General features: G+C 45.5%; 28 protein-coding genes and 4 tRNA genes. 27 read left to right on the top strand and 5 right to left on the bottom strand.

What is annotated here, in order from left to right:
- Positions 1 to 42: 42 nt before the first annotated feature.
- From IH982_00930 to IH982_00940, 3 genes are read right to left on the bottom strand one after another with little or no spacing between them, the layout of a single operon-like run.
- Positions 43 to 1,629 carry a hypothetical protein gene (locus IH982_00930; protein ID MCH7828420.1) on the bottom strand — a complete coding sequence of 529 codons (1,587 nt, stop codon included), beginning with the start codon at positions 1,627 to 1,629 and terminating at the stop codon, positions 43 to 45.
- 3 nt (positions 1,630 to 1,632) lie between these two features.
- A complete protein-coding gene (locus IH982_00935; GenBank protein MCH7828421.1) occupies positions 1,633 to 3,402 on the bottom strand; it encodes a threonine--tRNA ligase in 1,770 nt (589 codons plus the stop codon).
- Between the two features lie 11 nt (positions 3,403 to 3,413).
- On the bottom strand, positions 3,414 to 6,608 hold the full coding sequence (locus tag IH982_00940) for a DNA polymerase III subunit alpha (GenBank protein MCH7828422.1): 3,195 nt from the start codon (positions 6,606 to 6,608) through the stop codon (positions 3,414 to 3,416).
- Positions 6,609 to 6,638: 30 nt separating this feature from the next.
- Here IH982_00940 and IH982_00945 point away from each other — a divergent pair, with 30 nt between their 5' ends.
- The 18 genes from IH982_00945 to IH982_01030 all read left to right on the top strand — a co-directional run bounded on the left by IH982_00945 (position 6,639) and on the right by IH982_01030 (position 17,723).
- Positions 6,639 to 7,364, top strand: coding sequence for a ribonuclease HII (locus tag IH982_00945; protein MCH7828423.1), 726 nt, complete (start codon positions 6,639 to 6,641; stop codon positions 7,362 to 7,364).
- A 50-nt stretch (positions 7,365 to 7,414) separates the two neighbouring features.
- Positions 7,415 to 7,705 (top strand): 50S ribosomal protein L32, encoded by a 291-nt coding sequence (gene rpmF / locus IH982_00950; GenBank protein ID MCH7828424.1) that lies wholly within the window; start codon positions 7,415 to 7,417, stop codon positions 7,703 to 7,705.
- A gap of 7 nt (positions 7,706 to 7,712) precedes the next feature.
- On the top strand, positions 7,713 to 8,150 hold the full coding sequence (gene nusB / locus IH982_00955; protein ID MCH7828425.1) for a transcription antitermination factor NusB: 438 nt from the start codon (positions 7,713 to 7,715) through the stop codon (positions 8,148 to 8,150).
- Positions 8,147 to 8,845, top strand: a complete 699-nt coding sequence (gene rnc, locus IH982_00960) for a ribonuclease III (GenBank protein MCH7828426.1) — start codon at positions 8,147 to 8,149, stop codon at positions 8,843 to 8,845. Before nusB ends, rnc begins: the two co-directional genes overlap by 4 nt.
- An 11-nt stretch (positions 8,846 to 8,856) precedes the next feature.
- Positions 8,857 to 9,447 (top strand): 30S ribosomal protein S16, encoded by a 591-nt coding sequence (gene rpsP, locus IH982_00965; protein ID MCH7828427.1) that lies wholly within the window; start codon positions 8,857 to 8,859, stop codon positions 9,445 to 9,447.
- Between the two features lie 1,224 nt (positions 9,448 to 10,671).
- Positions 10,672 to 11,001 (top strand): hypothetical protein, encoded by a 330-nt coding sequence (locus IH982_00970; GenBank protein MCH7828428.1) that lies wholly within the window; start codon positions 10,672 to 10,674, stop codon positions 10,999 to 11,001.
- Between the two features lie 536 nt (positions 11,002 to 11,537).
- Positions 11,538 to 12,068, top strand: coding sequence for a hypothetical protein (locus IH982_00975; protein MCH7828429.1), 531 nt, complete (start codon positions 11,538 to 11,540; stop codon positions 12,066 to 12,068).
- Between the two features lie 207 nt (positions 12,069 to 12,275).
- Positions 12,276 to 12,521 (top strand): hypothetical protein, encoded by a 246-nt coding sequence (locus tag IH982_00980; protein ID MCH7828430.1) that lies wholly within the window; start codon positions 12,276 to 12,278, stop codon positions 12,519 to 12,521.
- Positions 12,522 to 13,115: 594 nt separating this feature from the next.
- On the top strand, positions 13,116 to 13,436 hold the full coding sequence (locus IH982_00985; protein MCH7828431.1) for a KH domain-containing protein: 321 nt from the start codon (positions 13,116 to 13,118) through the stop codon (positions 13,434 to 13,436).
- A 58-nt stretch (positions 13,437 to 13,494) separates the two neighbouring features.
- Positions 13,495 to 14,214: a tRNA (guanosine(37)-N1)-methyltransferase TrmD gene (gene trmD, locus IH982_00990; protein MCH7828432.1), complete on the top strand. Its 720-nt coding sequence runs from the start codon at positions 13,495 to 13,497 to the stop codon at positions 14,212 to 14,214.
- A gap of 80 nt (positions 14,215 to 14,294) precedes the next feature.
- A tRNA-Tyr gene (locus IH982_00995) sits at positions 14,295 to 14,378 on the top strand.
- 19 nt (positions 14,379 to 14,397) lie between these two features.
- A tRNA-Thr gene (locus IH982_01000) sits at positions 14,398 to 14,470 on the top strand.
- A gap of 28 nt (positions 14,471 to 14,498) precedes the next feature.
- Positions 14,499 to 14,675: a 50S ribosomal protein L33 gene (rpmG, locus tag IH982_01005; GenBank protein ID MCH7828433.1), complete on the top strand. Its 177-nt coding sequence runs from the start codon at positions 14,499 to 14,501 to the stop codon at positions 14,673 to 14,675.
- A 42-nt stretch (positions 14,676 to 14,717) separates the two neighbouring features.
- A tRNA-Trp gene (locus IH982_01010) sits at positions 14,718 to 14,788 on the top strand.
- Positions 14,789 to 14,970: 182 nt separating this feature from the next.
- The gene (locus IH982_01015) at positions 14,971 to 15,525 is read left to right on the top strand and encodes a hypothetical protein (GenBank protein MCH7828434.1); all 555 of its coding nucleotides are present in this window, start codon (positions 14,971 to 14,973) and stop codon (positions 15,523 to 15,525) included.
- Positions 15,526 to 15,766: 241 nt separating this feature from the next.
- Positions 15,767 to 16,366, top strand: coding sequence for a hypothetical protein (locus IH982_01020; protein MCH7828435.1), 600 nt, complete (start codon positions 15,767 to 15,769; stop codon positions 16,364 to 16,366).
- 213 nt (positions 16,367 to 16,579) lie between these two features.
- Positions 16,580 to 16,921, top strand: a complete 342-nt coding sequence (locus IH982_01025) for a rhodanese-like domain-containing protein (protein MCH7828436.1) — start codon at positions 16,580 to 16,582, stop codon at positions 16,919 to 16,921.
- Between the two features lie 91 nt (positions 16,922 to 17,012).
- Entirely contained in the window at positions 17,013 to 17,723 is a 711-nt protein-coding gene (locus IH982_01030; protein ID MCH7828437.1) for a hypothetical protein, read from the top strand.
- Positions 17,724 to 17,992: 269 nt separating this feature from the next.
- On the opposite strand, the gene IH982_01035 is transcribed toward IH982_01030, so the two are convergent.
- Complete coding sequence (locus tag IH982_01035) at positions 17,993 to 18,313, bottom strand: phage holin family protein (protein MCH7828438.1); 321 nt, start codon at positions 18,311 to 18,313, stop codon at positions 17,993 to 17,995.
- Positions 18,314 to 18,426: 113 nt separating this feature from the next.
- Between IH982_01035 and def the strand changes: the two genes are divergently transcribed.
- The 5 genes from def to rplL all read left to right on the top strand — a co-directional run bounded on the left by def (position 18,427) and on the right by rplL (position 22,356).
- Positions 18,427 to 18,930, top strand: coding sequence for a peptide deformylase (gene def, locus IH982_01040; GenBank protein MCH7828439.1), 504 nt, complete (start codon positions 18,427 to 18,429; stop codon positions 18,928 to 18,930).
- Positions 18,870 to 19,790 (top strand): endolytic transglycosylase MltG, encoded by a 921-nt coding sequence (locus IH982_01045; GenBank protein MCH7828440.1) that lies wholly within the window; start codon positions 18,870 to 18,872, stop codon positions 19,788 to 19,790. Before def ends, IH982_01045 begins: the two co-directional genes overlap by 61 nt.
- A gap of 108 nt (positions 19,791 to 19,898) precedes the next feature.
- The gene (locus IH982_01050; GenBank protein ID MCH7828441.1) at positions 19,899 to 21,035 is read left to right on the top strand and encodes an acyl-CoA desaturase; all 1,137 of its coding nucleotides are present in this window, start codon (positions 19,899 to 19,901) and stop codon (positions 21,033 to 21,035) included.
- 370 nt (positions 21,036 to 21,405) lie between these two features.
- Positions 21,406 to 21,924, top strand: a complete 519-nt coding sequence (locus IH982_01055; GenBank protein MCH7828442.1) for a 50S ribosomal protein L10 — start codon at positions 21,406 to 21,408, stop codon at positions 21,922 to 21,924.
- 9 nt (positions 21,925 to 21,933) lie between these two features.
- On the top strand, positions 21,934 to 22,356 hold the full coding sequence (gene rplL / locus IH982_01060) for a 50S ribosomal protein L7/L12 (protein MCH7828443.1): 423 nt from the start codon (positions 21,934 to 21,936) through the stop codon (positions 22,354 to 22,356).
- A gap of 30 nt (positions 22,357 to 22,386) precedes the next feature.
- On the opposite strand, the gene IH982_01065 is transcribed toward rplL, so the two are convergent.
- Positions 22,387 to 23,280, bottom strand: coding sequence for a hypothetical protein (locus IH982_01065; GenBank protein ID MCH7828444.1), 894 nt, complete (start codon positions 23,278 to 23,280; stop codon positions 22,387 to 22,389).
- Between the two features lie 93 nt (positions 23,281 to 23,373).
- Between IH982_01065 and IH982_01070 the strand changes: the two genes are divergently transcribed.
- From IH982_01070 to IH982_01085, 4 genes are all read left to right on the top strand, one after another.
- Positions 23,374 to 23,446: transfer RNA gene (locus tag IH982_01070), tRNA-Val, on the top strand.
- A 10-nt stretch (positions 23,447 to 23,456) separates the two neighbouring features.
- Complete coding sequence (locus IH982_01075; GenBank protein ID MCH7828445.1) at positions 23,457 to 23,810, top strand: peptide chain release factor-like protein; 354 nt, start codon at positions 23,457 to 23,459, stop codon at positions 23,808 to 23,810.
- Positions 23,811 to 23,871: 61 nt separating this feature from the next.
- On the top strand, positions 23,872 to 23,967 hold the full coding sequence (locus tag IH982_01080) for a DUF3175 domain-containing protein (protein ID MCH7828446.1): 96 nt from the start codon (positions 23,872 to 23,874) through the stop codon (positions 23,965 to 23,967).
- Between the two features lie 19 nt (positions 23,968 to 23,986).
- Positions 23,987 to 24,595: a hypothetical protein gene (locus tag IH982_01085; GenBank protein ID MCH7828447.1), complete on the top strand. Its 609-nt coding sequence runs from the start codon at positions 23,987 to 23,989 to the stop codon at positions 24,593 to 24,595.
- Positions 24,596 to 24,612: the final 17 nt, after the last annotated feature.

The following is a 24,612-nucleotide window of genomic DNA, read 5'->3' on the forward strand; positions in this document are numbered from 1 at the left end:
GGCGGATGACGGGTCGGTTGTTTGAAATTATAGTATCGAGCGTCAATGGACTTCTTCGCGTTTCTCACGCAGGAATGTCCTCCATTGTTCCAGGAATTCCACAAACACCTGGAAGGGAACCTCTATTAAGAAATTGAAGATGACAACAAGAATATTGTAGCGAGCAACCTGCCGAGACAGCCATCCGCCCGTATGAATGATGGGGAGTGAAAATAAGTCAAAAATGGTATAGAGAAATCCCTGCTTTTCTTTGCCAATTAAGAGTTCTCGGCCACGCTGCCTGATTTTGGTTCCAGCAAAGGCAACCAGGGAGAGAAAGAGGAGAAAGATAAGGATGGAGAGAATGCTAAAGTTCATCTGCCACAATACCCATGAAATAATGCCAAAGGAAAGCAAAAAACTTAAAAGATAAATGGTACTGATGAATTTTCTAAGCATGGGTCGCTTGCGTGCCGCCATAGGTATCTCCAGCACTTCTCCGTTCTTTTTCCCATAGGTAATCTTCATAACCCCCATCACTAAACGTTGAAAGTTCTCCTCTGTTGTCGTTTTTGTGCTCATAACCAGCAGCAACATAAGCAGGGGAGGAACTACAACGCTTATCCACAATACCGTTTGATTGAAGTCGCCGGTGACATATTTGTCAAAAGGAATCTCAATGCTAAAGGCAACTAAAACTTTTGTAAGAAATACCGAAATAGTGCTGTATACGGCGGCTCTTCGCATTCTACCCTTGAGTCTTTGCAGTCGAGTTTTATAGCTCTCTTCCACGGCGCCTTCCATGGCAGTGGCGTCTAAACTAAACTGTTCAAACTCGGTGGGGTGTACAGTCAATACATCCCCGATAATCAAATATGGGGAATCGTACTTTTCCATGAGCTGGTAGAAGCGTTCTGCCATGGGGTTCTGCAGAATCAGATGAAGCTCTTTCTTTACTAAAGGAAGTTGACCTGCTAATTGCTGAAGATTGGGTCCAGAAAGGGTTTTCCAGTTTTGGTAGCGCTGTTCTAAAAGATGATAGGTAATGGTTGTTTCATCCAGCTTAAACAGGGCTCGCTCTACGGCAACGGCAATCTGAAGATTCTTTTCTTCCTCGCCAATGGTGTTACCTTCTTGAACCCGCACCTTTTCTCTCATATCTTGCGCCATGAACTCAATTAAAGCGCGCTCTCGAATAGGCGGAGCCAGGGTTTCTTCAATTTCGGCTGCTGCAATAGAAAGCAGCCACATTCTAAGTTCTGCCAATACTTTTTCAGTCCCTTCCTGTGGGGTGTTTTCCAAAAGATAGAAGTATTTCTCAACAATCTTTTGAATTTCTTCTATCTTTGCTGTGGGAATGCGCTCATTGGGAAAATGTCCACCGCGGATAAGTTCTTGCAAAAAGGGTTCTGCAAAATCTTCCATTGTTCCCAGAAGCATCCTGCGCTTCAAGATTCTCTCAATTGCGGTCTTGCGCAGCAAATGTTCTTCTCGCCAATCAACCACGCCACGTATCTTTTCATAAAAAGAAGCAACCTTGGCTGCTACTTCATCCACCACAATGGTGGAAATGCCCTCCTGCGGCTGAATGCTTTTATACCAACGTTGGTATTCTGCGGTTAACTTTTTTACACTTGGTGTAAGTTCCATATTTCAGCTTCGCTTCTGGATTTCTTTTTCAAGGAGTTTTGCAAAAACATCAACCTTCATTAATCCCAGATCTCCTTTTTGCCGCTTTCTTGGACTCACGGCTGATTTCGCTTTTTCTTTTTCTCCTACCACAAGGAGGTAAGGGATTTTCTGCATTTCTCCTTCGCGTATCTTCTTTCCTAAGGTCTCATTTGTATCTCGCACTACAGCACGTAGTGAAGGGAGTTTGGACTGCAGTTGCTTTTTTACTTTGTTTGCATACTCTATAAACTTGTCTGACACCGGGACAATCCATACTTGTTCTGGGGCAAGCCATAAAGGGAAAGCTCCTGCAAAATGTTCAATAAGCATTGCCATGAAACGTTCAAGAGAACCCATAAACGTACGATGAATCATGACCGGTGTCTTCTTTGTACCGTTTTCTGCGATATATTCCAAGCCAAAGCGCTTTGGCATATTAAAGTCAAGCTGAATGGTAGAAAACTGCCATTCCCGTCCCAGACTATCTTTTGCCATGAAGTCTAGCTTGGGACCATAGAAGGCCGCCTCACCTTGAGCTTTGGTATAGGGGATTTTATGCTGTTTGAGTATCTGCTCCATTTCACGTTGCGCCCGTTTCCAGGTGGCATCATCTCCGAGATACGCCTTTTTGTTCTTTTCATCGCGCAGAGATAAACGAATCCAGTAATCCTTTATGTGTACTGCTTTTACCAGTTCTTGTTGAATGCGGAGATTCACGTCAATCTCTTTTGCAATCTGATCTTCCCTCAAGAAGGCGTGGCCGTCGTCTTGCGTGAATGCTCGTACCCTCGTTAATCCGCCCAGCTCTCCTGTCTGTTCGTCTCGGTATACGGTAGTGGTTTCAAAATAGCGCACCGGCAAATCTCGATAACTCCGAAGCTGAGACTTGTATATCTGGGTGTGATGCGGACAGTTCATGGGTTTTAATATAAAGTCGCTATCTTTTCCTTTGACATAAAAGAGGTCTTCTTTGAACTTCTCTAAATGCCCGGAAATACGATAGAGGTCGGGTTTCGCGATATGGGGAATCCATACTTGCTGATATCCATACTGGCGCTCAAGATTCTCCACAAAATCAGTGAGTATCTTGCGAATTATAGTTCCCTTGGGAGTAAAAAGGGGAAGACCAGATCCTACAAGCTCAGAAAAAGTAAAGAGTCCCAGGGTCTGTCCGAGTTTTCTGTGGTCCCGTTCTTGTGCTTTAGCTAACTGTTCAAGATGTGCGTTCAACTCTCTCGTTGTCTTGAAGCTAACGCCGTAGACACGCGTAAGCATAGGATTCTTTTCATCTCCCTTCCAATAAGCTCCTGCCACTCGCGTGAGTTTGAAGGCCTCCATGGGAAGGTCCTTTGTGCTTTTTGCGTGTCCTCCTCTGCACAAATCCAGAAATTCATCCCCCATATACACCATACCTACTTTTGTGGTCTTTTTTCCTTTGGAGAGTTCCTTGATGAGAGCAAGCTTAAGGGGCTGTTTCTCCTTTTTGTAGTAGGCAGTTGCTTTTCCTGCAGGCCAAAGCTTCTTTTTGAACAAAAGATTCCTTTTTGCAATGGTACGCATGTTTTCTTCAATGCGAGGGAGCTCCTTATCGGCAATCCTTACGTTTCCAAAGTCATAGTAGAACCCATTCTCAATAGCTGGACCAATGCCAAACTGGACTTTGGGGTAGAGTTTTTGTACGCTAGCTGCCAAAAGATGTGCAAAAGAATGTCGTATGCTCTCAATATCCTGCGATTGTGTTGCCTTGGGCATATCCCGTTCTATCACAGAATAATCATTTCTTCAATCTCTTCTGCGACAAACTTTCGGACACCCTGATATTGATTGACTCTGCCTGCGACCAAAACAATCTTGTTCTTTTGAAGTACAGTGGTGTACTTTTCAATGACTGAAGGAAACACCACCACCTCAATCTTTGAAGTCAGGTCTTCCAAGCCCAAAAAGAGCATGGGTTTTCCGGTTTTTGTAACGATGCGCTTAATAGAGGAGATGATGCCTCCAATGCGGATTCGAGATACCGGAGCGCCGGGCATTCGTCTTTGAGGCTCTTGAGCCATAATCCGTGAAATAGAAAAGGTTTTCTTTTCCAAAAGGTTCTTGACGCTCTGCAAAGGATGGGAGGAAACGTACAGGCCCAAAAGTTCCTTTTCCCATTGGAGTTTTTGGTTTTCGGTTGTTTTCTCCGTGTCCTGAAGGGGAAGCTGTAAAGGAGTCTGGCTAATTCCTGCAAACAAGGATTTCTGAGCTCCGTTTTGCGCCTTAAAGTTCTCTCTGGCAGCCTGCAGAAGGCGCTCTAAGTTAAACAGCAGCTTGTTTCGGTCAGCAAAGGCATCAAAGACCCCGGCCTTAATCAAGCTTTCCAGAGATTTCTTGTTTAAGTTGGTAGAGCTTATACGAGAGATAAAGTCCTGCATGCCAAGGTAGGGGCCGCTTTTCTTTCGTTCATCAATGATTATCTGCACAATGCCCTCTCCCACATTCTTTATTGCCAGCAGGCCAAAGCGAATTTGATTCTTTTTTGGCACTACGGAAAAGTTGCTGAAACTCTCATTTAAATCTGGGGGAAGCACTTCAATTCTCATCTTCTTTGCTTCTTCAATATAAAAGGCGACGCGCTCCACATCGTTTCGTTCGGCCGTCAGGAGAGCTGCCATGAACTCCACAGGATAGTGGGTCTTGAGCCAGGCGGTCTGGTAGGCAATGGTAGCATAGGCAGCAGAATGACTCTTGTTGAAGCCGTATCTGGCGAAAGGCAGTACCCACTCCCATATCTTATTGGCAATCTTCTCGTCGATGCCATTTTTCACCATGCCAGAGAACAACTTCTCTTGCTGCTCTTCCAGCAAGCTCCTGATTTTCTTTCCCACGGCTTTTCTGAGAACATCGGCCTCTGCCAGCGAGAATCCTGCCAAGTCTTGGGCTATCCTCATTAACTGCTCTTGGTAAATACAGATACCCTGTGTAGACTGTAAGATGGGTCTTAACTTTTCATGGAGGTACGTTATCTTTTTCTTTCCGTGTTTTCTTGCAATGTACTCTGGGATAAGTTCCATGGGTCCGGGGCGGTATAGGGCAATCATTGCAATGATGTCTTCAAACTCGGTGGGCTTTAATTCCTTAAGATAGCGGCGCATTCCCTCAGATTCTACCTGGAAGATTCCAATGGTGTTGGCATCTTGGAAAAGTTTGTACACTACAGGGTCGTCTTGTGCAATGCGGTCAATGTCAACGCTTTCTCCCTGTACAACGTAGATTCGCTTTAGGGCGTCTTCAATAACAGAGAGGTTCTTTAGCCCCAAAAAGTCCATTTTCAAGAGTCCAAGGTCTTCAATGCTGTGCATCTCGTATTGCGTTACAATGTTCTGGTCATTTTGCGTGGGATGTTGCAAGGGTACAACAGAATTCAAAGATTGAGCTGCAATCACCACACCGCAAGCATGGGTAGAAGCATGCCTGGCCACTCCTTCCAATTTCTGTGCTAAATCAATTAAACGCTTTGCCTTATCATCAGTCTCATACAATTCTTTAAACTCCTTTACTTGCTGGAGAGCTTGTTTTAAGGAATGGTTAAAGGGGATCATCTTTGCCATCCGATCGCAGTAACTATATTCATATCCCAATGCCCTGCCAACGTCTCGAACTACAGCTCTGGCTGCCATGGTTCCAAAAGTAATAATCTGGGCTACCTTATCAGACCCATACTTTTCTGCTACATACGCAATAACCTCGTCTCTGCGGTAATCTGCAAAATCCAGGTCAATATCAGGAAGAGAAATTCGCCCTGGATTCAAGAATCTTTCAAAGAGAAGATCATACTGCAGGGGATTAATGTTCGTGATTTTCAAAACATAGGCAACCAAGGAACCGCCAACTGACCCTCTTCCGGGCCCCACCACAATGCGCTTGTCCTTTGCCCAGTTCACGAAGTCTTGGACAATAAGAAAGTAAGAAGAAAATCCCATCTCTTTAATTACCGTTAACTCATAATTTAAACGATCTATAACTTCCTGTTTTCCTTGAAGCTCCGGTTTCTCTTTTAAGCGCGTGAAACAAAGTTTCTTGAGGTAGTCATCGTCTGATACGCCCTCTGGCAAAGGAAACACCGGAAGCTTGTTCACTCCAAGCTCTAGTTTAAGATTGCACTGCTCAGCAATCTTTTGCGTGTTCTTTATTGCATCTGGGATGTCAGAAAAAAGCTTTGCCATGTCTTGCTGGCTTTTTAAAGAAAAGTCGTCTGCAGTAAGCGTCAGGCGTTCTGGATCGTCTGGCCGAGCCCCTGTATTAATGAGCATTAAAATGTCTTGGGCTTCTGCATCTTCAGGGCGCAGGTAATGGGAATCTGCGGTGGCTACCACAGGAATGTTGAGTTTCAAAGAGAGCTCCAAGAGCCCCTGGTTTGTGGTCTTTTGCTCCGGGATGTTTTCATGTATCTGAAGCTCAAGATAGAAGTTGTCTTTCCCAAAGATTTCCTGGTACTTTACAGCTGTTTCCTCGGCCTCTTTTTTCTTTTTTGCTTGCAGAAAACGAGGGATTTTTCCACTGAGGCAGCCAGACAAGGCAATAAGGCCTTTGGAATGTTCTTTTAAGAACGCCTCATCCACCCGGGGCTTGTAGTAAAATCCCCGAAGGTGGCCTGCGGTTAGGATTTTCACCAGGTTTTCGTACCCTTCTTGGTTTTTCACCAGAACCACCAGGTGGTAGATGGTATCATCGATCTGAGGGCGTTTTTGGTCCATACTCTCAAATGCGAGATAGATTTCAGCCCCCAAAATGGGTTTAATGCCTTTTGCCTTGGCTTTCTTATAGAACTCCACTGCGCCATACAGGTTGCCATGGTCGGTTACGGCTACAGAATCCATGTTAAGCTCCTTTACTCTATCTAAAAGCTGGTCTATTTTGGGAAGACCATCAAGTAAAGAAAAATGCGAGTGCACGTGGAGATGCGTGAATTTTTCCATGGATACGTTATTTCATTGTATAATACTCTAATGCAAAGTTCAAAGCGAATTGAAAATCTGCACTCGCAGATTTTGGGTTTCCCCCGTGTCGGAAATTATTCAAAACCGAGGGTTTTGAAAAGAAGGGGGGTCGGGGGAAACCCTGTGATCGTGGCTGGAATAGACGAGGTAGGAAGAGGTCCTTTAGCGGGTCCTGTGGTGGCAGCTGCCGTTGTTTTCTTTCCTAAACGAAATTTAAGATATCTTAAATTTCGTTTAGGCAACTTTGGCAAGCTTCGAGACTCAAAACAACTTTCTTTCAAACAGCGGGAGAAATGGTATCGTTTGTTTTTGGAGGATCCTAACGTTCTATGGGGGATAGGAAAGGTATCTGAAAAAACCATAGACCGAATCAATATTCATCAGGCAACACTGCTTGCCATGAAGCGGGCAGTACAGAACCTTTCAAAGAAAGTACGTCCGCATTTCTTGCTGGTAGACGGCATTGCAAAAATTCCCATGGCTTTGCCGCAACGAACAATCATCAAGGGGGATACAAAGGTGAGACTTTGCGCTGCTGCTTCTATCATTGCCAAAGTATACAGAGATCGTCTCATGCTTCGCTATCACAAAACATATTCTCAATATGGCTTTGATCGACACAAGGGATACGGCAGTATACTTCATCTGGCAATGCTCAAGAAATATGGGCCATGCCCAATACATCGAAAAACTTTTTCTCCGATTAGCTCCTTAGCTAGACTAAGGAATGTTTAGTTTAGCTAAAGCGCTTGCAAACAGGCACATTCTCTGCTAGACTCAGCCATATGGCAGTGCCAAAACAACATCGTTCTAAGTCCCGTCAAGGGCAGCGTAGAATGCACATCTACTTGAAAGGGACTTCAACTGCAATCTGCCCAAAGTGCAGCAAGGCGGTTTTGCCGCACACCGTGTGTGCAAACTGTGGGTTCTACCGGGGCAAAGAAATGATAGATGTCTTGACGAAGCTCACTAAGAGAGAGCGAAAGGCAAAAGAAAAGGAAATGGCTTCCCAAAAAGAACAAGTAAAGTCCCAGGGAGAACTCTCTCCAGAAGGACTCTCACGGTCCAGCTCCTAAAGCACATATGGCGTCTCGGCATCTTGCAAGATCCATTGCCATGCAGACTTTGTATGAGTGGGACTTTTCTGGCATGAAAGTGGATACAACAAAGCTCACAGAAAAGAACATTGAAGAGTTTGGTCCAGGATTGAAAGACGTAAACAAGGACTTTATCCGCACCCTGGTTAGAGGAGTCTTGGAGCGAAGGGCTGCAATTGACAAAATCATTGAGAAGGCGGCCCCAGAATGGCCCCTAGAACAGATCACCATGGTGGACCGCAACGTTCTGCGCCTGGGGCTCTTTGAACTGCTGTACGGCAACAAAGAAGAGGTCCCACCCAAAGTTGCCATTAACGAGGCAATTGAACTGGCAAAGAACTTTTCGGGGGAGTCATCTGGCAAATTCGTGAATGGAGTGTTGGGAACCGTATTCCGAGAATTAGAAGAACAAAACAAAGAATGAACGACATTTCCACATTCCAGCAAGCGACTGGTATTCATTTCAAAAACGAAGACCTTTTACGGCAGGCCTTTACGCACCGTTCGTACCTCAACGAAAATCCAGAAACCAATTTACAGCATAACGAACGCTTGGAGTTTCTGGGGGATGCGGTATTAGAACTTGTGGTCACAGAGTCTTTATACAAGAACTATCCAGACAAGCCAGAAGGGGAGCTTACCACGTGGAGAGCTGCCTTGGTGAACGCCAGGATGCTGGCTATCGTGGCAAAAGACCTTAAGCTTGGGGATTATCTGCTTTTGTCCCACGGAGAAGCAAGAGAGACCGGAAAGGCCAGGGACTACATTTTAGCCAACGCCACAGAAGCCCTTCTTGGAGCCTTGTATCTTGACCAGGGGCTGAAAGTATGCAACAAAGTTATTGAACAATACGTGCTTAACAAACTCCCCCAGGTCTTAGAGGAAAAACTCTTTGAAGATGCAAAGTCTCAATTCCAGGAGTTAGCCCAAGAAAAGACTGGCATTACCCCAAACTACCAAGTATTGCAAGAGTGGGGCCCAGACCATGAAAAGCACTTTCGTGTTGGGGTAACCATAGGAAAAGACCTTATAGCAGAAGGAGAGGGGACCTCAAAACAAGAGGCAGAACAGGAAGCCGCCAGGGTAGCTTTGGAGAAGCAGGAAAAGATTTGGGTTTGAGTAAACTGCATATGTTAACAATAAGATTACAACGAAAAGGAAAAAAGAATCAACCTTTCTTCAAAATAGTGGTAACGGAAGAAAAGAAATCTTCTACGAGAGGGCGCTTTGTTGAAGAACTTGGCTATTACAACCCTCTTACCAAAGAGAGATCCTTGAACGGGGACAGGGCAAAATACTGGATGTCGGTTGGAGCACAGCCATCTGATACCGTATACAACATGTTGGTAACAGACAACATTATTGAAGGAAAGAAACGTCCCAAGCACAAAAAATCCAAAAAGAAGCCTGCCTCGCCCGATGCCAGCCTCGCTGAGTCTGGGCAGACGAGTCAAGGCGGGCAACCGGAAACAGCCGCCCCCAGTGGGGGCGAGCCTCGCCCCGATGCGTCGGGGCGGGAAGCTGCTCCAGTAACTGCAGCTCCCGCAGAAAGCACGGCCCCAGCTCCAACAAAAGCCAAGGCTAAGAAGGTAAGAGAAGAGCTCAAAGAAGCTGAGGTGCCTAACGAGACTCCAAAGTCTGAATCAGAGCCGGCAAAAGAGCAGAAACAAGTCTCAGAACCTACCTCAGAAGAATCCAAAGAAAAGACTCACAATCCTTAACTCCTAAATCTCATTTAAGCAGGATTGCTTAAATGAGATTTAAGCAACAATGAGGATTAAATAGGGGGGGGTTGACAAATCCTAGAGGCTATGCTATACTATTGGCATAAGTGAAATATGGCTTGCCCGTGATGGAGAGATATCGGGCATTATGAAATAGACAATCTGAATTAACAGGCGGCTCTCTTCACAAAGGAGGGCCGCCTGTTCGTTGAGACGAGCAAGTACACTATAATCCCAATAGGGAGCGGAAAGGAGAACGACATGAGAAAAGAGAGAAAAGACTGGGGACAGATGAGTCAATGGGAAAAGCTCCAGAACCTTGTCTGGAATATGCGATTGGCCCTAAGTCTGGGGGCAATCGTAACACTCAACGTAGTCCTCAGGAATCTCCTGTCGTGAAGGGCAAGTAATGAGTTTAATCCTCATATTTGCCCCCACACTTGAGCCTCAAACAATAGTTGGAGATTCAAGTGTGGAGGAAAGCACACAAAATCTCCCTTGAGCACCAAGCTTGAGGGAAGAAAGGAGAGTGGCATGACGTACTTCATCGTCGGCGGTCTGGTCTTCTTTTCGCGAGAAGACGCCGTAACCTACATGCACGGTTGCAGGTAGGCATGGAAGAATCGGGGCGACGCAGTATGAACAATGCGACTCTCCGATTCCTTAAGCTCGAGACCCATAGGCTAAGCTCGAGGCCGTGGGTTTAAGGAATCGGAGTTTAAGTTAGATGTTAAACATTAAGTGTCTAACATCCAGCACCTTGAGAAATATTCGAAGTGGCGAAATGAACATTAGCCAGAAACGCTCAAAGATATGAAAGATTGGAGTGAAAGACAGAGTTAGTGTTCATCTCGCCGCTCCGGAGTAAATCTAGAGTAGGCAGGAGAGATTTGTATGCGCAAGCATACTAAGCCCACCAGTAGGGGCTAAAAACATGGGGAAGGCTGCTGGTTGCAGTTGCCTGGCGAGGAGAGTTTTCACTCTTACTCATGCCAATAGGTCTGCACTCTTCCCCCCATACTTGAGCTTATTATCTTAAGATAGTAGGTTGAAGAATGGGAACAGCACCTTGAAACAAAGATGTTAGACCTCGGAGGTCTAACACATCCGGAGTGACGAAATGAACATTAGCCAGAAACGCTCAGAAGTATGAAAGATTGGAGTGAAAGACAGAGTTAGTGTTCATCTCGCCGCTCTAGAAAATGAGTAAAGGGGGTTGTTATGTCTCAGGAGACTCGGTCACTTGCAATCCGGGCGTCTATTCTAACCATACTCCGCAGCTGTGCGGACGAGGGAAATCGACCAACACTTGCCCCTCTTGAGGAACAATCCGCCCAAGTCAATCTACTCCAACGCCTAGGAAGAGATACTGCGGGTCTCATTCTATACGATGAGGTCTTTGAGGATATCCTCCAGCTGTTTCTTATCGGGCGAATATCTATCATGCCGGATAAATGGAAGCCAGGGGTGCTGCACTTGAAGTACAGATATTCCCCCGAGGATTCCGAAGAGGCAAAGCGCCATCGCGAACAGGGTTTCATTACGGCTTAATCCCAAGCCGATAGGGGGAGTAGGGGGAGGTACATATGAAGTGTACAAAGTCCACCAGCAGGGACTAAAAACATGGGGAAGGCTGCTGGTTGCAGTTGCCTGGCGAGGAGAGTTTTCACTCTCTCTCAATGCCAATAGGTTCTGCATACTTTCCCTCCATAGTGAGGAAAGGACGAGGAAGACTACATGTCTCTCCTCGTCCCCACACTTGAGCTCAGTACTGAGCTTGTCGAAGTAGTGAGTTGAAGTGTGGTTGACAGTACATTCATACTGCTTGTCCTTGGCGATTTGGCTGAAGATTCTTTTGCCAAGTCGCTGAGGACAAGTCTATAGGGTAAGCTATGGAGTCCAAAGCCCCTGCCTCGTCGAAGAACGCCGGGGATGCAAAGGGGTAAATATTCTGGCGAAGAACGTCAGAGAAAGAGAATGCAAAGATGTCATTCATAGACTGGTTTTTGGAGTCAATGTTCTCTCGACCAGGCAGCCAATCTTGGCTTCGGAAATCCGCAGAGGATTACGACCGTAAAGAGGTCGTAATGGATATCTTTCGAGCCCTGCTATTTGTGTTGCCACTAGCGTTAGTGACTGGTGCGGCAGCATGGAGTGGACTTGTACTACGTGATACCCCAGGGTTCCTGCTCTTGCTCTTGATTGTAGCGTCGATAAGTGCAGTACTGTTTGTCTTCTCGTTCTACAACCGTTTCCTCGGTCTCATCCCGTACTGGGTTGATATCTGGCAGGACAGAAGACGAGAAGAGATAGCAAGAAAAAGCAACAGTTTTGAAGCGATCTTCGGGGGCGGTGCGACTCAAGAGAAAGTGGACGAAGTTCTTGCTGGGTTGGCTGAGCAGTACGATAAGGCATGCACGACGCAATCTCTGCAACAGCGTTACCATCGACCTCCACTGTCCAGCGAGCTGTGGGAGAACCTCAAGGGACTGGTTGATCAAGAAGTCGAGACCACAAAGCAGACCTTCTGGCATGCGCATAAGCTAGCCAAAGACGCGAAGTTTGCAGTAGGAAGGCAGCACACAGATCACATTCCTCAGTCGGTGCTCACAACCTAGGCAGTACAAAGAGCGTCTTACCACGCTTTTCACAGGGGCAAGTTCGCTTGCCCCTCCAATTGAGCCCATCAGTATAAACTGGTGGTCTCAACGGGAGTACTTGAAACTAATCCAGAGTGGCGAAATAAACATTAGTATTATTTAGTGTTCATCTCGCCGCTCCAAAAACCCGAGCTGGCAACCTCATAATGGAAGAAGGAGGTAGTTATGGCGGGGTTCTTCATTGCATCAGACCCCAATGGGGGTCTGATCGTATACAAGGACGCAGAAAGAATTCTGCGAATCGTTGCCGAAGAAGAAACCGCATACGCCATTGCCCTTGTGGATGGACTTACCCTCAACGGTATATCCTTCCCGGCTTTGGGAGTCGGTCTCCCATTGAGGAAGGGGGATATGATTGGCATGCCCGGCGGCGGTCAGTTCACGATCACACAAGATGGGCTACCGTCATAGGAAAGGACGAGGAGAAAGACTATACGTCTCTTCCTCGTCCCCACACTTGAGCTCAATACTGAGCTTGTCGAAGTAGTGGATTCAAGGGTGGGGAAAAATACCGAAGGGAGATCATCATGCTGAATCGTATCATATCCGCGGTGAGGAGATCCTTCCGACCATGGTCGGGGATTACCAATATCTCGGCCAGCCCAAGGATCCTGGAGGCTGCTTGGTACCTCCAGGCGGGGAAACCTACGCCACCAAGGTAGACCCCCGAGGCAGGGCAGGAGAGATTTGTATGCGCAAGCATACTAAGCCCACCAGTAGGGGCTAAAAACATGGGGAAGGCTGCTGGTTGCAGTTGCCTGGCGAGGAGAGTTTTCACTCTTACTCATGCCAATAGGTCTGCACTCTTCCCCCCATACTTGAGTTCAAAATCACAGATTGTGGATTCAAGCATGGAGCTCAGAGGTGCTCTTGCAAAGGATGAAGTTTCTCTCCCTTCTTTGTGAGAGCCCTTCTGCGCTTTCTTGACAAAGATATTGTTTTGGCTACACTAAAGCTTACGAATACTGAAAGGTCGTTTTTTGCTGAATATACTGAAATCCACATATGGCAGACGAGCAGTTCACATACCAAGATCTATTGGAATACATCGTGAAAGGGTTGGTAGACCACCCAGACGACGTAAAAGTAGAACGCAAGGTGGATGAGATGGGCGTACTCATGATTCTCAAGGTACATCCTGAAGACATGGGTCAAATCATTGGCCGCCAGGGCTCCACAGCCAGGTCAATCCGCACGTTAGTGAGGATTGCAGGACTCAAGGCCCACGCCAGGGTAAACCTCAAAATTGAGGAACCAGAAGGCGGAAGGCAATCACAAGAGCCAAGAGAAGAAAAAAAAGAGTCTCTTGAAGACCTATCCATCTAAGTTGAAATCTAGGAAAACGGTGCTACACTCAAACAAGGTAGCATCGTTTTCTTTTGAGATGATAACCTTTGATATCTTAACCATATTCCCCAAACTCTTTGAGCCTTTTAAAAAGGAATCTTTGCTTGCGAGGGGAGCAAAAAAGAAACTGCTGAAAATCCAGGCTCATAACTTAAGAAAGTGGAGCACAGACAGGCACGGAACCATAGACGATAAACCCTTTGGCGGGGGATTGGGTATGGTAATGAAGATAGAACCTGTTTATAGAGCGGTGGCTGAATTGCAAAGGAAAAACCGCCTCAGCGGCGGTTCGCCGACGAGGCGAAAATCTAAAATAATCCTCTTTACCCCTCGAGGAAAAAAGTTTGACCAGGCAATGGCCCATGACTTTTCCAAACAAAGCCAGCTAATCTTCATTTGCGGCAGGTATGAAGGGGTGGACGAAAGAATTGCAAAGAAGATAGCAGACGTTGAGCTCTCAATAGGAGACTACGTTTTAATGGGTGGGGAGGTGCCTGCCATGGCTGTTATTGAAGCAGTCTCTCGCCTCATTCCAGGCGTCATCGGAAAACCCCAGTTCTTAAAAGAACGTCTTGGCAAAGGACGAAAGAAAGGGTTCTTGGAATATCCACAATATACCCGCCCTGAAATATTCAGGGCGAGGCTCGCCAAAGGCGGCCAGGCCATAGAATGGCGCGTTCCCAAGGTTTTAATGTCCGGGGACCACAAAAAGATAGAGGAGTGGCGGGCAATGCATGGGCGCACCATTGGCAAATAGCCCATTTTATGCTATCGTATATTATGTTTGGATAGCTCCTAAATGAAATTAAGGATTCCTTAATTTCATTTAAGAAATCGGGGTCGGTGCCGGAGCGGCCAATCGGACGTGGCTGTAAACCACGCGGCTTTACGCCTTCGGGGGTTCGAATCCCTCCCGGCCCACAAGAACAGTTTGCTTTAAGCCGTTGTAGCTCAGTTGGTAGAGCAACTCCATGGTAAGGAGTAGGTCGCCGGTTCAAGTCCGGCCAACGGCTCAAGAGAAATGTAACAAACGTTCAAATTATGGCAGGAAAAAGAAAAGCATACGCAAGGTTACTGTGCCAAGAGTGCAAAAACATTAACTACGCTACTCACAAATCCTTGATGAGAGACCGTAAGGAGGGTGAACAGAAGTTAGAATTCAAAAAGTTTTGCAAACATTGCAGAAAGCACACGCTGCACAAAGAATCCAAGAAATAATCCTTAGTTTAACTAAGTTTTCCTTAATAAAACTAAGGATAGAGGGGTGTGGTGAAGTGGTATCACGGAGGTCTCCAAAACCTTCGTCGGGGGTTCGATTCCTCCCACCCCTGCATTTGACAAAGCTATAAAAGTATGCTATACTCTGATCATTAGAGTTCTTTGATATCTGTCCTTTTGGGCAATGAGGCCTTAAATATACTTGAGGTTTGATTGTCCAAAAGGACATTGGCCTGAGCTGCACAGGTTTGGCGGGAAGCCATAGTTTGCAGTAATATAAAAAGGAGGTGCCGAGATGGCACGCCACAATAGGTTCAAGGTTCAAGCCTTTTTCGCAGAGTTCCCCTTCCTTGAACGACTCTTCCAAGAAAGGTTGGTCGTAGCGATGGGGTACGACAACGCCGAAGTTGAGGAGGTTTACGTCAAGCGTGTTGACACAAACTTTCTTGATAAGATCCCTCTCTATGAAGGAGCAACAGGCTCTTTGGTGGGAATCGAGGACGCCGAGAGTATCTTTCTCTTGAACAGTCAAGGGGATTTCCTCGACGTGGTCCACTCGGCGAAGAGCATCGTGCACAACGAGGCTTACTTGGATAATGAGGAGGAGGAGGGAGAGAGTGTCGGTGAAACGCTCACCCATTTCCGGGATCCCGATGTTGTAGCGTATGCGGTGTGTATACACGTAGGGTTTAAGGTTCGAGATCACCGCAGTGTTGGCGGATATTCCGTCACGCTATACAAACCCCCAAAGGGATTTTCCTTAAGAGGGTGGGTGGAAGAGCAGCAGAGACGAGCTGAGCAAATGCTCGCCGCCGAAGTTGCCGAGATAGACGCCGAAGCCACCGCCTAAGCGTCAATAGGGAGGAGGGGTGATAAGGGCAACCGCTCAAATCACCCCTCTTCTCCTAAAACCTTTCAAACACAGCTTACAGCTGTTTTTTTAAAAACTTGGGATATAAATATATTCCTCATTTAGCCTTATTCTAGTTCTAACATCCTCTACGAGCCCCTGCTAACATTGACAGTATCACAGATATATGTTATTGTTTTTGTATACAGTGTTATACAAAATAAAATCTAACAAAAAAATTATGGCGAATTTTAATAAAGATAGAAATTCACACGGAGACAAAAACTACAAGAAATCTAACGAACGAAGTTTTGGCAATGACCGAGGTGGAAATAGGGGATTTGGTGGCGGAAGAGGCGGTGGTCGGCCTGATATGCATAGTGCCAAATGCAGCGAATGTGGCAAAACTTGCGAAGTACCATTTCGACCAACAGGCGAAAAACCTGTTTATTGCAGTGATTGTTTTAGACGTAGACGTAATGAAAATTCTCAAAATGGTGGGAAAAGTTATTCTGGCAACAAAGACTCTAAGTCACGATATGAAGAAAAGCCATCATATCAAAACAGCGGAAGTCAGAATACAGAAAACCACAAAGCTCAGTTTGAAAATTTAAACACTAAACTCGATAAAATCCTACGAGTATTAAGCTCTGTTGGTACAGAAAATGCAAAAACAGTAGACATAGTAAAAGCAAAGGAACTTGAAAAAGCTTCAAAAAAAGAGGTTGATACAGCGGGTCTTAAAGAAGTGATAGCAGAATCAATTCCTAATAAGTCTGCACCAAAAAAGAAAACAGCCAAGAAAGGTACTACTAAGAAAAAAACATTCAAGAGGAAATAGAGTAGTGGCATAAAGCTAGCATCAAAAAATCACTAACTCGGCGGTTTTTTGTTTTTAGAGACTTGGAATACAAATATACCCCTCATTGAGCCTTATTCTAGTTCTAACATCCTCTACGAGCCCCTGCTGGCTAATTTCAAAGAATCGCCAAGAAGGCGGTTTTTTGGTAGTATAGAAACAAAGGCGAGAAAATATTCGTTAATAACACAAATTATGGCTCAAGTTATCACTTCAGAGGAGCTTAAGCAAAAGATTGACAACAAAGAAGATTTTGTTCTCGTGGACACGCTCATGGAGGGCGGCTATGAGATGCGGCATGTTCCTGGAGCGGTCAGTGTTCCTTATGGCACGAACTTCCTCCAGGAGTTTGAGAAGAAGGTAGCAGCTCCCAAAGACAAAGAGATTATTATCTATTGTGCCTCCGCTACCTGTCAGTTGAGCGTCCTGGCGGCAGATGCCTTGGAAGAGGCAGGATACACGAATGTGAAGCATTACAAAGAAGGAATCGCAGGCTGGCAGCAGGCAGGGTACAAGTTTGAGGGAGAGAGGGTGTGACCCTCATTTTATTGGGCGGTTTTTTGGTAGAGTTGAGTTATGAAGATGGAGTCTCTTAAGATCTCTAACATATAAACATAGCTTTTCTATCTTGAATAACAGCTCTAAAGCAAAACTCTCTTTCTTTACGATCGTACGAAGTCTAGCCACCTTATTTTATGCGGGTTTTGTGCATGTTACCCTTGCATTTATCGCATTCTTCGTGTCTCTTTATACTGCAGTGCAGATTGCGAGCGGTGAAATACATGGCGGTGTTCTTTTGCAGATGATCGTGCTGACAGTACTGTTTTTCACAACGAGTTGGATTGTATACCGGAAATTTCCAGAACGCTTCGTTTCCTGGAAAGAAATAACTCATCACAAACTGTTGATGTATATTTACTTCCCGCCTGTTTCAACTTTTTTCATGGCGATCGGGTTGAGCTTTTTTCTTCTTACATTTCTTAATGAAGATCTCCGCAAAACTTGGGAATTCATAAAAATATTGCCTTCTGTTTTGGGTATGAGTTTAATATTTCCAGCGGGAGCGATTTTCTTTGTTATTCTCTTCATGCCTTGGTCTAAGTACTTACAACTTGAACATTCGGCTCTGCAAAAGAAGATCATGTTCGTCGCGCTTTGGACTCTTTTTTGGGTTATTGTTCTTTTCCTGATATGGGTGAGTTTTGCAGAATTTAGACTATTGTATGAACAAATGATGGTACCCATTTTTGTTTTCTTAGCAGGATCCATTCCACTTGGATGGCTCTATGAGCTGTATTTCGGATCTTTTGCCAAGAGAGCATTACGAAAGGCCGTATAAACAACACGAGTAAAGTCAAAAGAACGTTAGGATGATGATAGTAACTCTGGCATCCCAATATATTCCTTGTGCTCTCTTATTCTAGTTCTAACATCCTCTACGAGCCCCTGCCATTATTGCTTAAACGAGATTTAAGCAGTATGAGCATCCTGTACTAACCGCTGCAAACAAAAGAGCGCCTTTACCGGGCGCTCTTTTGTATCCACTCAGTTCTACATCTTTTCATGTGTGTTAGATGTCCAACGTCTAACATCTTCGTCTAACATCTTCTACACTTTCTCAGATCCTGGCAGGGGCAGTCCCAGTTTGTTTAAGTTGCGGAACAGGGAAGCAACAAGAGAAAGCACAATCAAGAGAAAAGCTGCGGGGAGTAGAAAGGCCAAAGAGGGAATACCCTCTGCCACCAGCTCCAGCACCCCATATCCAAAGACATACCCCAATACGGGTCCCTTCAGGAATCCGCCTAATTTCCCAAAGCGGAATTCCTTTGCTACCACAGCTCCCAAGACCCCCAAAACAACATCAATGGCTATTAAAGCTACAATGATTTGTACTTGAGTGGTTGAGAATAAATCAACAAGTCCTAGCATTTTAAAAATGAGTAGTTTATGATAAAATCACCCGACCTTGTTATGATAGTATACCAATGCCTAAGAATCCCAGGAAGAAACTTATCCACACCTCGACAAGCTCGGTGTAAACTATGCTCAAAATCGTAAAGTATCCTGCAGCCATCCTCAAAAAGCAGGCAAAAGAGGTTCAAAAGGTAACACCAAATCTCTTGTCTTTGATTTCTCAAATGGAGGTTGCCATGGAAAAGAATCAAGGCATTGGTCTGGCAGCGCCCCAGGTTGGTGTTTCAAAGCAAATCATTGTGCTAAAAGACGAGAAAAAGAGTCAGGCCTTTCTCAATCCAAAGCTTCGCTCAAAGAGCAAAAAGCAGGAAACCGATGAGGAGGGATGTCTCAGCCTTCCGGGGCTCTTTCTACCCATTAAAAGAGCACAAAGCGTCCGCCTCTCTTGCAACACCAAAGAGGGGAAGTCTGTCATTATTAAGGCAGCTGGATTGGCCTCGCGCATCTTCCAGCACGAAATAGACCACCTTCATGGAAAACTCATTATTGATCGCGTCCCCCCTCTTAAGCGATGGAAGATCAGAAAGAAGCTGGAGGAAATCAAAAAGAAGGGCAGGGTAAACGCAAAATGAAGAAGTTCTTTTTTGCCCTTGTTATCATTGCTCTGTTGATAGTGTGGATTGGCATCTTTCTCCCCCAAGACCCTGGTTCTAAGCAGGAAATTTCATTCTTGGTTAAACGAGGTGAGGGAACCAGAGATATTGCAATACATTTAGAGCAAGAGGGGCTTGTGCCCTCCTCACCCTTGTTTTACCTCTTTGTTCTCAGCACCGGCATCTCAGGAAAGCTGCAGGCTGGAACCTATGGCTTTTCTTCTGCCATGTCTCCTTTTGAGATCTCAAAGAAACTGGCTATGGGAGATGTTATTGAAGAACACATCACCATCATTGAAGGTTGGGGCATTAAAGATATCGCCGCGTATTTCACAGAAAAGGGATTATTCCAGGAAAAAGAGGTGCTGGCATACACAGATTTTGAGGGATATCTCTTCCCCGATACCTATCTTGTAACCAAAGATATAAAACTCAAAGAAATCATTCAGCTTATGCTCCAGACCTTTGAAGAAAAGATTTCTTCAGAGTGGAGAGCAGAAATCCAAAAACAAGGAAAAACTCTTTCTGATATTGTGATTATGGCCTCTCTTTTAGAAAAGGAATTGCAGACACTTGAAGACAAAAAGATTGCAGCTGATGTGTTATGGAAGCGCCTTGATATTGGCATGGCTCTTCAGGTAGATGCCTCGCCCATAACCTATAAACAAAGAGGGCTACCGGAAAAACCTATTGCAAACCCAGGCCTTAAAAGCATTGAGGCAGCCATCTATCCTACAGAAAGTCCTTATTGGTACTACCTTTCTACTCCAGAGGGTGAAACCATTTTTTCAAGAACCCTAGAGGAACACAATACTGCCAAAGCACAGTACCTCAAATAGTGCTTTCTCATATTTTATGATATTATAGTTACATAGTTTAGTTACATAGTTTTAGAGTTTCGCAGCTCATTTCAGTATAAATCAAGGAAAGGCAAAGGAGGGTCTCTCATGGTGCAAGCGATAGCGTTCGCAGACCCTCAAAGGGGGGTGTCTCGTTCCGCAATTATCGGGCATTCGCTCTTTCATGCAGGAGCACTTCTCACCTTGGGACTGTTGTTGGGGGTAACCCTCACCAACAATCCTGAGCCTTGGATGACATCTTCCATCATGATTTCCTCGGGAGCCTTTGTGGTAGGGAGCATACTGCTCTTGTTCACCACGATATGGGAGACCACAAGGATCCGCTCTTTCATAAACTCAGCAGGATTCTATATCCTGGTGAGTGGGCTCCTTGTACTTCTCACCCTCTTCATGATAGGGGGGTTCCATCTGTTCCATGTTGGGATGTGGATACTTTTCGGCATGTACTACTTTGGGACGGTGTTTGGTATCACTGCCGGATATCACCGATGGGGAACCCACGAGGCATTTGAGGCTGGCCCCTGGTTCATACGTACTGTGTTGTTTTTGGGCGCCATGGCCTCTCAAAAGGATGCTCTTTGGTGGATAATAACCCATCTCATACACCATTCAATGACCGAACGTGCGGGGTGGGATCCCCACACCCCCAAAGAGGGATTCTGGTGGGCGCACATCTTCTGGATATGGTTTCCTTACCAGTACTCAGATGAGATGTGGCAGAAATATGCCAATGCCAAGAATCGTAACCCGTTTCTGATAGAACAGCTCCGCTACCAAAAGTTTGCCATGTGGTTCAGCCTTTTGTCAGGACCGGCAATCTTCTTTGTCTTAACGCTCATCACCGAAGCTTCTCTTCTTGAGGCAATCATCGAAGCGTTCAAGGCATTCCTTCTTGTGTCGGTATTGCGCACGGTGCTCGTATACCACACAACCTTCATGGTAAACAGCGTGTCCCACGCATGGGGATCCAAGCGCTATTCCACTCCGCGTGGGGGACAGAGTCGGGACCTCGTGTTCGGGCCACTTGCCATTCTCAGCCTAGGAGAAGTCCTGCACGCCATCCACCATAAATTCCAAAACGTAGCGGTGTACGGGGTGAGGTGGAACTACATTGATCTCACGGGAATGATACTACTGGCTCTTGCGGCAGCGAGGCGAGTATTCCCGTCTGAATCCCTCGGGTTACCCTACAACCTCAGACGGATTCCCAAAGAACGTCTCTGAACGTTCTCCACAGGGCTCGCCTCATCGCGGGCCCCTTCTTTTTGACTCTTGACAACCTCTAAAAGAGGAGTATGATAGTTGCCACGGACCGCAGCGTGGGAGCTTTGTACGATCAAATGACGGGGACAGAGAAGTAACGGTTAAGTGCCTCCTCACTGCAAGTGAGCTGGGCTACTACGAAGCTCCCAAGCACGTACTTCTCTGTTCCTGTCCCATATTCCGCAGACCGTGGGCAATAATAAGACCCGCGCAGGAAATCAATATATCCTAAACGAGATTTAGGAATGGTTGTCTGCGGTATCGCAGATTTTTTGTTCTCCCACAGGATAACAAACCCACCATAGCCCAAAGGGCGAAGGGGGGTATACCAATGAAAACAAAGACCCAAAAACAGAATATTCTCCAGCAGATTGCAGACAATCTCAAAAAGCAAAAGTCCCTGCTGTTTGTGGACTACAAAGGAATTGGAGTAAAGGATCTGTCACAGCTGAGAAAACAACTCAAGGAAGTAGGGGCAAGGCTTGAGGTTGCAAAGAAAACCCTGTTTTCCCGTGCCTTCAAAGAAAAGGGGATTGATGCAAACTTCAAAAATATGGAAGGACAAATTGCCGTGGTGTATTCTTTTAAGGACCCTTTAGCTGGAGTGAAGACGACGCACACGTTTGCAAAAAGAAGAGAGGACATAAAGCTCTTGGGCGGATATATGGAAAATCAGATGCTGGACGCAGGCCAGATAAAAGAACTGGCTTTGCTTCCTTCCAAAGAGCAACTGCTGGGACGATTTGTAGGAACCCTTGCTGCCCCCATGCGAGGGTTGATAACTGTATTTGAGGGGAATATAAAAGGTCTGTTAGTCGCGCTGAGCGCGATACAAAAAAAGAAATCATAAATATACACTATGGCAACAGAAGAAACAAAAGAGGAAACCGTAGAGGTTCCAGCAAAGTTCAAGAGTTTAGTGGAAAGCGTAGAAAAGCTTTCTGTGCTTGAACTCTCAGAATTAGTGAAAGTGCTGGAAAAGAAATTTGGAGTTTCAGCAGCAGCCCCCATGGCAGTAACTCAAGCTCCCGCAGCTGAAGCGGAAGAAGAAGCAGAGGAAAAGACCTCCTTTACAGTTCAACTAAACTCAATAGGTGACAAAAAGATTGAAGTCATTAAGACGGTGCGAGACGCTACTGAAAAGGGATTGAAAGAGGCAAAAGATTTGGTGGATGCCGCAGCTACAGAGCCCCAAGTGGTAAAAGAAGGGGTTGGCAAAGAAGAGGCAGAAGAACTCAAGAAGAAGTTTGAGGCCGCCGGAGCATCGGTAGAACTAAAGTAAAAACCTGCAAAGCAGAACCTTGTTTTGTGCTCAAAATAGGAGAACTCCAAGCAATAACAGCGCCAGAAACACAAGAATAAGCACCGCTTGCTTTTTAAAAACAGAGGGATGACGCATCCAGGAGAATTTTAGGCTAAGTTTTAAAAAGCTGAGTTTTACCCCTTTTGGAAGCATTAGACGGGGCTTTGGAAAAGAGGCCTGCCCGCGCAGGCGCGGGAGCAAGGATTTATTGATAGGAGAGCGCTTAGCTACCTCCTCTTCAATAACAAAGGAAACGAGGACTCCAGAACTCAAAGAAAGCATGCGATTGCGCTTTGAAAAGAATTCGCGGAACTGCTTTGCTTCCTGCAAAGTACCAATCCCCCCAAGCGACTTTTCCCGGGAAAGAACATCAAAAACCTCTTTGCTTGCTGCAGTTATGCTATCATTGGGCACTAAAGCGCCAGAAACCAGGTTTCCAAACACCGTTCCTGGCTGGTGAGAGGAGCTCTCCAGATTCTTGCCAACATCCACTACCATTCCTTGGCGCACCAAAGAAATCTTTATATTTCCGGTCTTTGCCAAATGAAACATGGTTTTCTTTTCTTTAACAGTAATGAACAAAAGAACTGCAAGGTGCAGGTTGCCCAGCCAATCCACATTTCCTTTCTTTGATTCATCTCGCAAAAAATGGTTTGCCGCTTTTAAAGCTACCTTCAACGCGGGCGCAGCTCCTTTTAAAGATGATCTGTAATACTCTCTCTGTATGGTTTCGGAGAGTCGTTTCAGGAATCTTGAATTGAATTCCAAAGCATTATTGAGCTCTCCTATAATGTATAAGCTTCCCTTTGGTTTTTCCTTTAAGCTTTTTGGTTCATACGAAAAGACCTCAAAGAAACGGTCCTTTCTCTTTTTGGGATTGAATGCAAACTCAAAGATTTTCATAGCGTTGGTATTTAGTATATTATATCAACCTTAACAAATAAGGTAAAATGTGGTATACCAAGAGCGTAATGCGGGCAGTTAGCTCCAACTAATGGGCGCGTAGCTCAGCTGGCAGAGCGCTACATTCACATTGTAGAGGTCAGAGGTTCAAATCCTCTCGCGCCCACTGAAAAAATATGAAGAAAAAATACCTCACCGATCAAAAGAGTTTGAACCGAGACACAACGCTTGAGTTTCGCCGTGCATCAGGCCCCGGGGGACAACGAAGAAACCGCAGGGAAACAGGGGTACGACTCCATCACATTCCCTCGGGCGTTGTTGTTATCGCAGAAGAACTCGCTTCTCAGGCACGAAACCGAGATGTTGCGTTTAAACGACTCAAAGAACGTTTGATGAAACTGAACAAGCCAAGAAAACGTCGCATCCCAACACAACCACCGCCATCTGCAGAAGAGAAGCGCATAAGAACAAAACATTGGAAAACCAGAAAGAAGGAGCTACGCAGACCTTCCCACCTTGAACAGCTATGAAAAAACAAAAGTACTGGTCAGCTCAGGTGACTCAGGAAAGCGATTCTTTGACCAGTCTGCAATGTCCATGCTCAACTTTTATATAAATAGAGCAGGTAAGAACCTTACCGATTCCCGAAAGCGTATCCTTAATCTCGTTAAGTTATCCGCGCCTTAGTTTCAGTAGCGATTGAATTATGAAACAAATACTTCCAAAAGTTGAATTTCGGTATTCCTGGATATACGATGAAAATCTCAAAGAGTGGACGAAAGCACCCAGGGAACGAAAGAAATTTTCGTCTCAAAAAATCCTGAACTACATAAAGACAGTAGAACCGTTGTGGCGAAAACACGAAAAGAGCGTACTGCGAGAAATGAGCAAGGTATTAGAACTGCCGTGGCATGCAAAAAAGATACCGTGCTATGTTGTTGCCTGGTCCACTCCATTTTCCGATCCTCTCACCGTTCCCTTTCGCCCAGACAAAAACCGCTTTATTGATACCCTTACCCACGAACTCATCCATCAGCTCTTCTTTCAGGGAAATAATGTGAAGCGCGCTGCGCACGCCTGGCAATATATACACCGAAAATACAAACGGGAGCAGTTCAACACCAGGATTCATGTTCCCCTCCATGCCGTCCACGAGCATATCTTTCGCTGTCATTTTGGAGAAGATCGCCTTGACAAAGAATATGCATGGATGAAGCATTTTAATGACTATAAGCGCAGTTGGGATATCGTGAAAAAAGATGGGTACTTGAATATCATCAACGAGTTCCGCGGTCGGACAAAGCGCGGTATATAGAGTGCAAAAAATCGCCA

It is taken from the genome of Patescibacteria group bacterium (assembly GCA_022563395.1).
Classification (GTDB): domain Bacteria; phylum Patescibacteriota; class Minisyncoccia; order Minisyncoccales; family UBA10102; genus 01-FULL-49-22b.

Excerpts from the sequence above, each read along its gene's own strand:
- IH982_01025 (MCH7828436.1), top strand. The coding sequence starts at position 16,580 with ATGGCTCAAGTTATCACTTCAGAGGAGCTTAAGCAAAAGATTGACAAC.
- IH982_00945 (MCH7828423.1), top strand. The coding sequence starts at position 6,639 with ATGCAAAGTTCAAAGCGAATTGAAAATCTGCACTCGCAGATTTTGGGT.
- IH982_00975 (MCH7828429.1), top strand. The coding sequence starts at position 11,538 with ATGGATATCTTTCGAGCCCTGCTATTTGTGTTGCCACTAGCGTTAGTG.
- IH982_00940 (MCH7828422.1), bottom strand. The coding sequence starts at position 6,608 with ATGGAAAAATTCACGCATCTCCACGTGCACTCGCATTTTTCTTTACTT.
- rnc (MCH7828426.1), top strand. The coding sequence starts at position 8,147 with ATGAACGACATTTCCACATTCCAGCAAGCGACTGGTATTCATTTCAAA.
- IH982_01050 (MCH7828441.1), top strand. The coding sequence starts at position 19,899 with ATGGTGCAAGCGATAGCGTTCGCAGACCCTCAAAGGGGGGTGTCTCGT.
- IH982_01065 (MCH7828444.1), bottom strand. The coding sequence starts at position 23,280 with ATGAAAATCTTTGAGTTTGCATTCAATCCCAAAAAGAGAAAGGACCGT.
- IH982_00930 (MCH7828420.1), bottom strand. The coding sequence starts at position 1,629 with ATGGAACTTACACCAAGTGTAAAAAAGTTAACCGCAGAATACCAACGT.
- IH982_00935 (MCH7828421.1), bottom strand. The coding sequence starts at position 3,402 with ATGCCCAAGGCAACACAATCGCAGGATATTGAGAGCATACGACATTCT.
- nusB (MCH7828425.1), top strand. The coding sequence starts at position 7,713 with ATGGCGTCTCGGCATCTTGCAAGATCCATTGCCATGCAGACTTTGTAT.
- rpsP (MCH7828427.1), top strand. The coding sequence starts at position 8,857 with ATGTTAACAATAAGATTACAACGAAAAGGAAAAAAGAATCAACCTTTC.
- rpmF (MCH7828424.1), top strand. The coding sequence starts at position 7,415 with ATGGCAGTGCCAAAACAACATCGTTCTAAGTCCCGTCAAGGGCAGCGT.
- IH982_01075 (MCH7828445.1), top strand. The coding sequence starts at position 23,457 with ATGAAGAAAAAATACCTCACCGATCAAAAGAGTTTGAACCGAGACACA.
- def (MCH7828439.1), top strand. The coding sequence starts at position 18,427 with ATGCTCAAAATCGTAAAGTATCCTGCAGCCATCCTCAAAAAGCAGGCA.
- IH982_01085 (MCH7828447.1), top strand. The coding sequence starts at position 23,987 with ATGAAACAAATACTTCCAAAAGTTGAATTTCGGTATTCCTGGATATAC.
- IH982_00970 (MCH7828428.1), top strand. The coding sequence starts at position 10,672 with ATGTCTCAGGAGACTCGGTCACTTGCAATCCGGGCGTCTATTCTAACC.
- IH982_00985 (MCH7828431.1), top strand. The coding sequence starts at position 13,116 with ATGGCAGACGAGCAGTTCACATACCAAGATCTATTGGAATACATCGTG.
- IH982_01035 (MCH7828438.1), bottom strand. The coding sequence starts at position 18,313 with ATGCTAGGACTTGTTGATTTATTCTCAACCACTCAAGTACAAATCATT.
- IH982_01080 (MCH7828446.1), top strand. The coding sequence starts at position 23,872 with ATGTCCATGCTCAACTTTTATATAAATAGAGCAGGTAAGAACCTTACC.
- rpmG (MCH7828433.1), top strand. The coding sequence starts at position 14,499 with ATGGCAGGAAAAAGAAAAGCATACGCAAGGTTACTGTGCCAAGAGTGC.
- IH982_01015 (MCH7828434.1), top strand. The coding sequence starts at position 14,971 with ATGGCACGCCACAATAGGTTCAAGGTTCAAGCCTTTTTCGCAGAGTTC.
- IH982_00980 (MCH7828430.1), top strand. The coding sequence starts at position 12,276 with ATGGCGGGGTTCTTCATTGCATCAGACCCCAATGGGGGTCTGATCGTA.
- trmD (MCH7828432.1), top strand. The coding sequence starts at position 13,495 with ATGATAACCTTTGATATCTTAACCATATTCCCCAAACTCTTTGAGCCT.
- IH982_01020 (MCH7828435.1), top strand. The coding sequence starts at position 15,767 with ATGGCGAATTTTAATAAAGATAGAAATTCACACGGAGACAAAAACTAC.
- IH982_01045 (MCH7828440.1), top strand. The coding sequence starts at position 18,870 with ATGGAAGATCAGAAAGAAGCTGGAGGAAATCAAAAAGAAGGGCAGGGT.
- rplL (MCH7828443.1), top strand. The coding sequence starts at position 21,934 with ATGGCAACAGAAGAAACAAAAGAGGAAACCGTAGAGGTTCCAGCAAAG.
- IH982_01055 (MCH7828442.1), top strand. The coding sequence starts at position 21,406 with ATGAAAACAAAGACCCAAAAACAGAATATTCTCCAGCAGATTGCAGAC.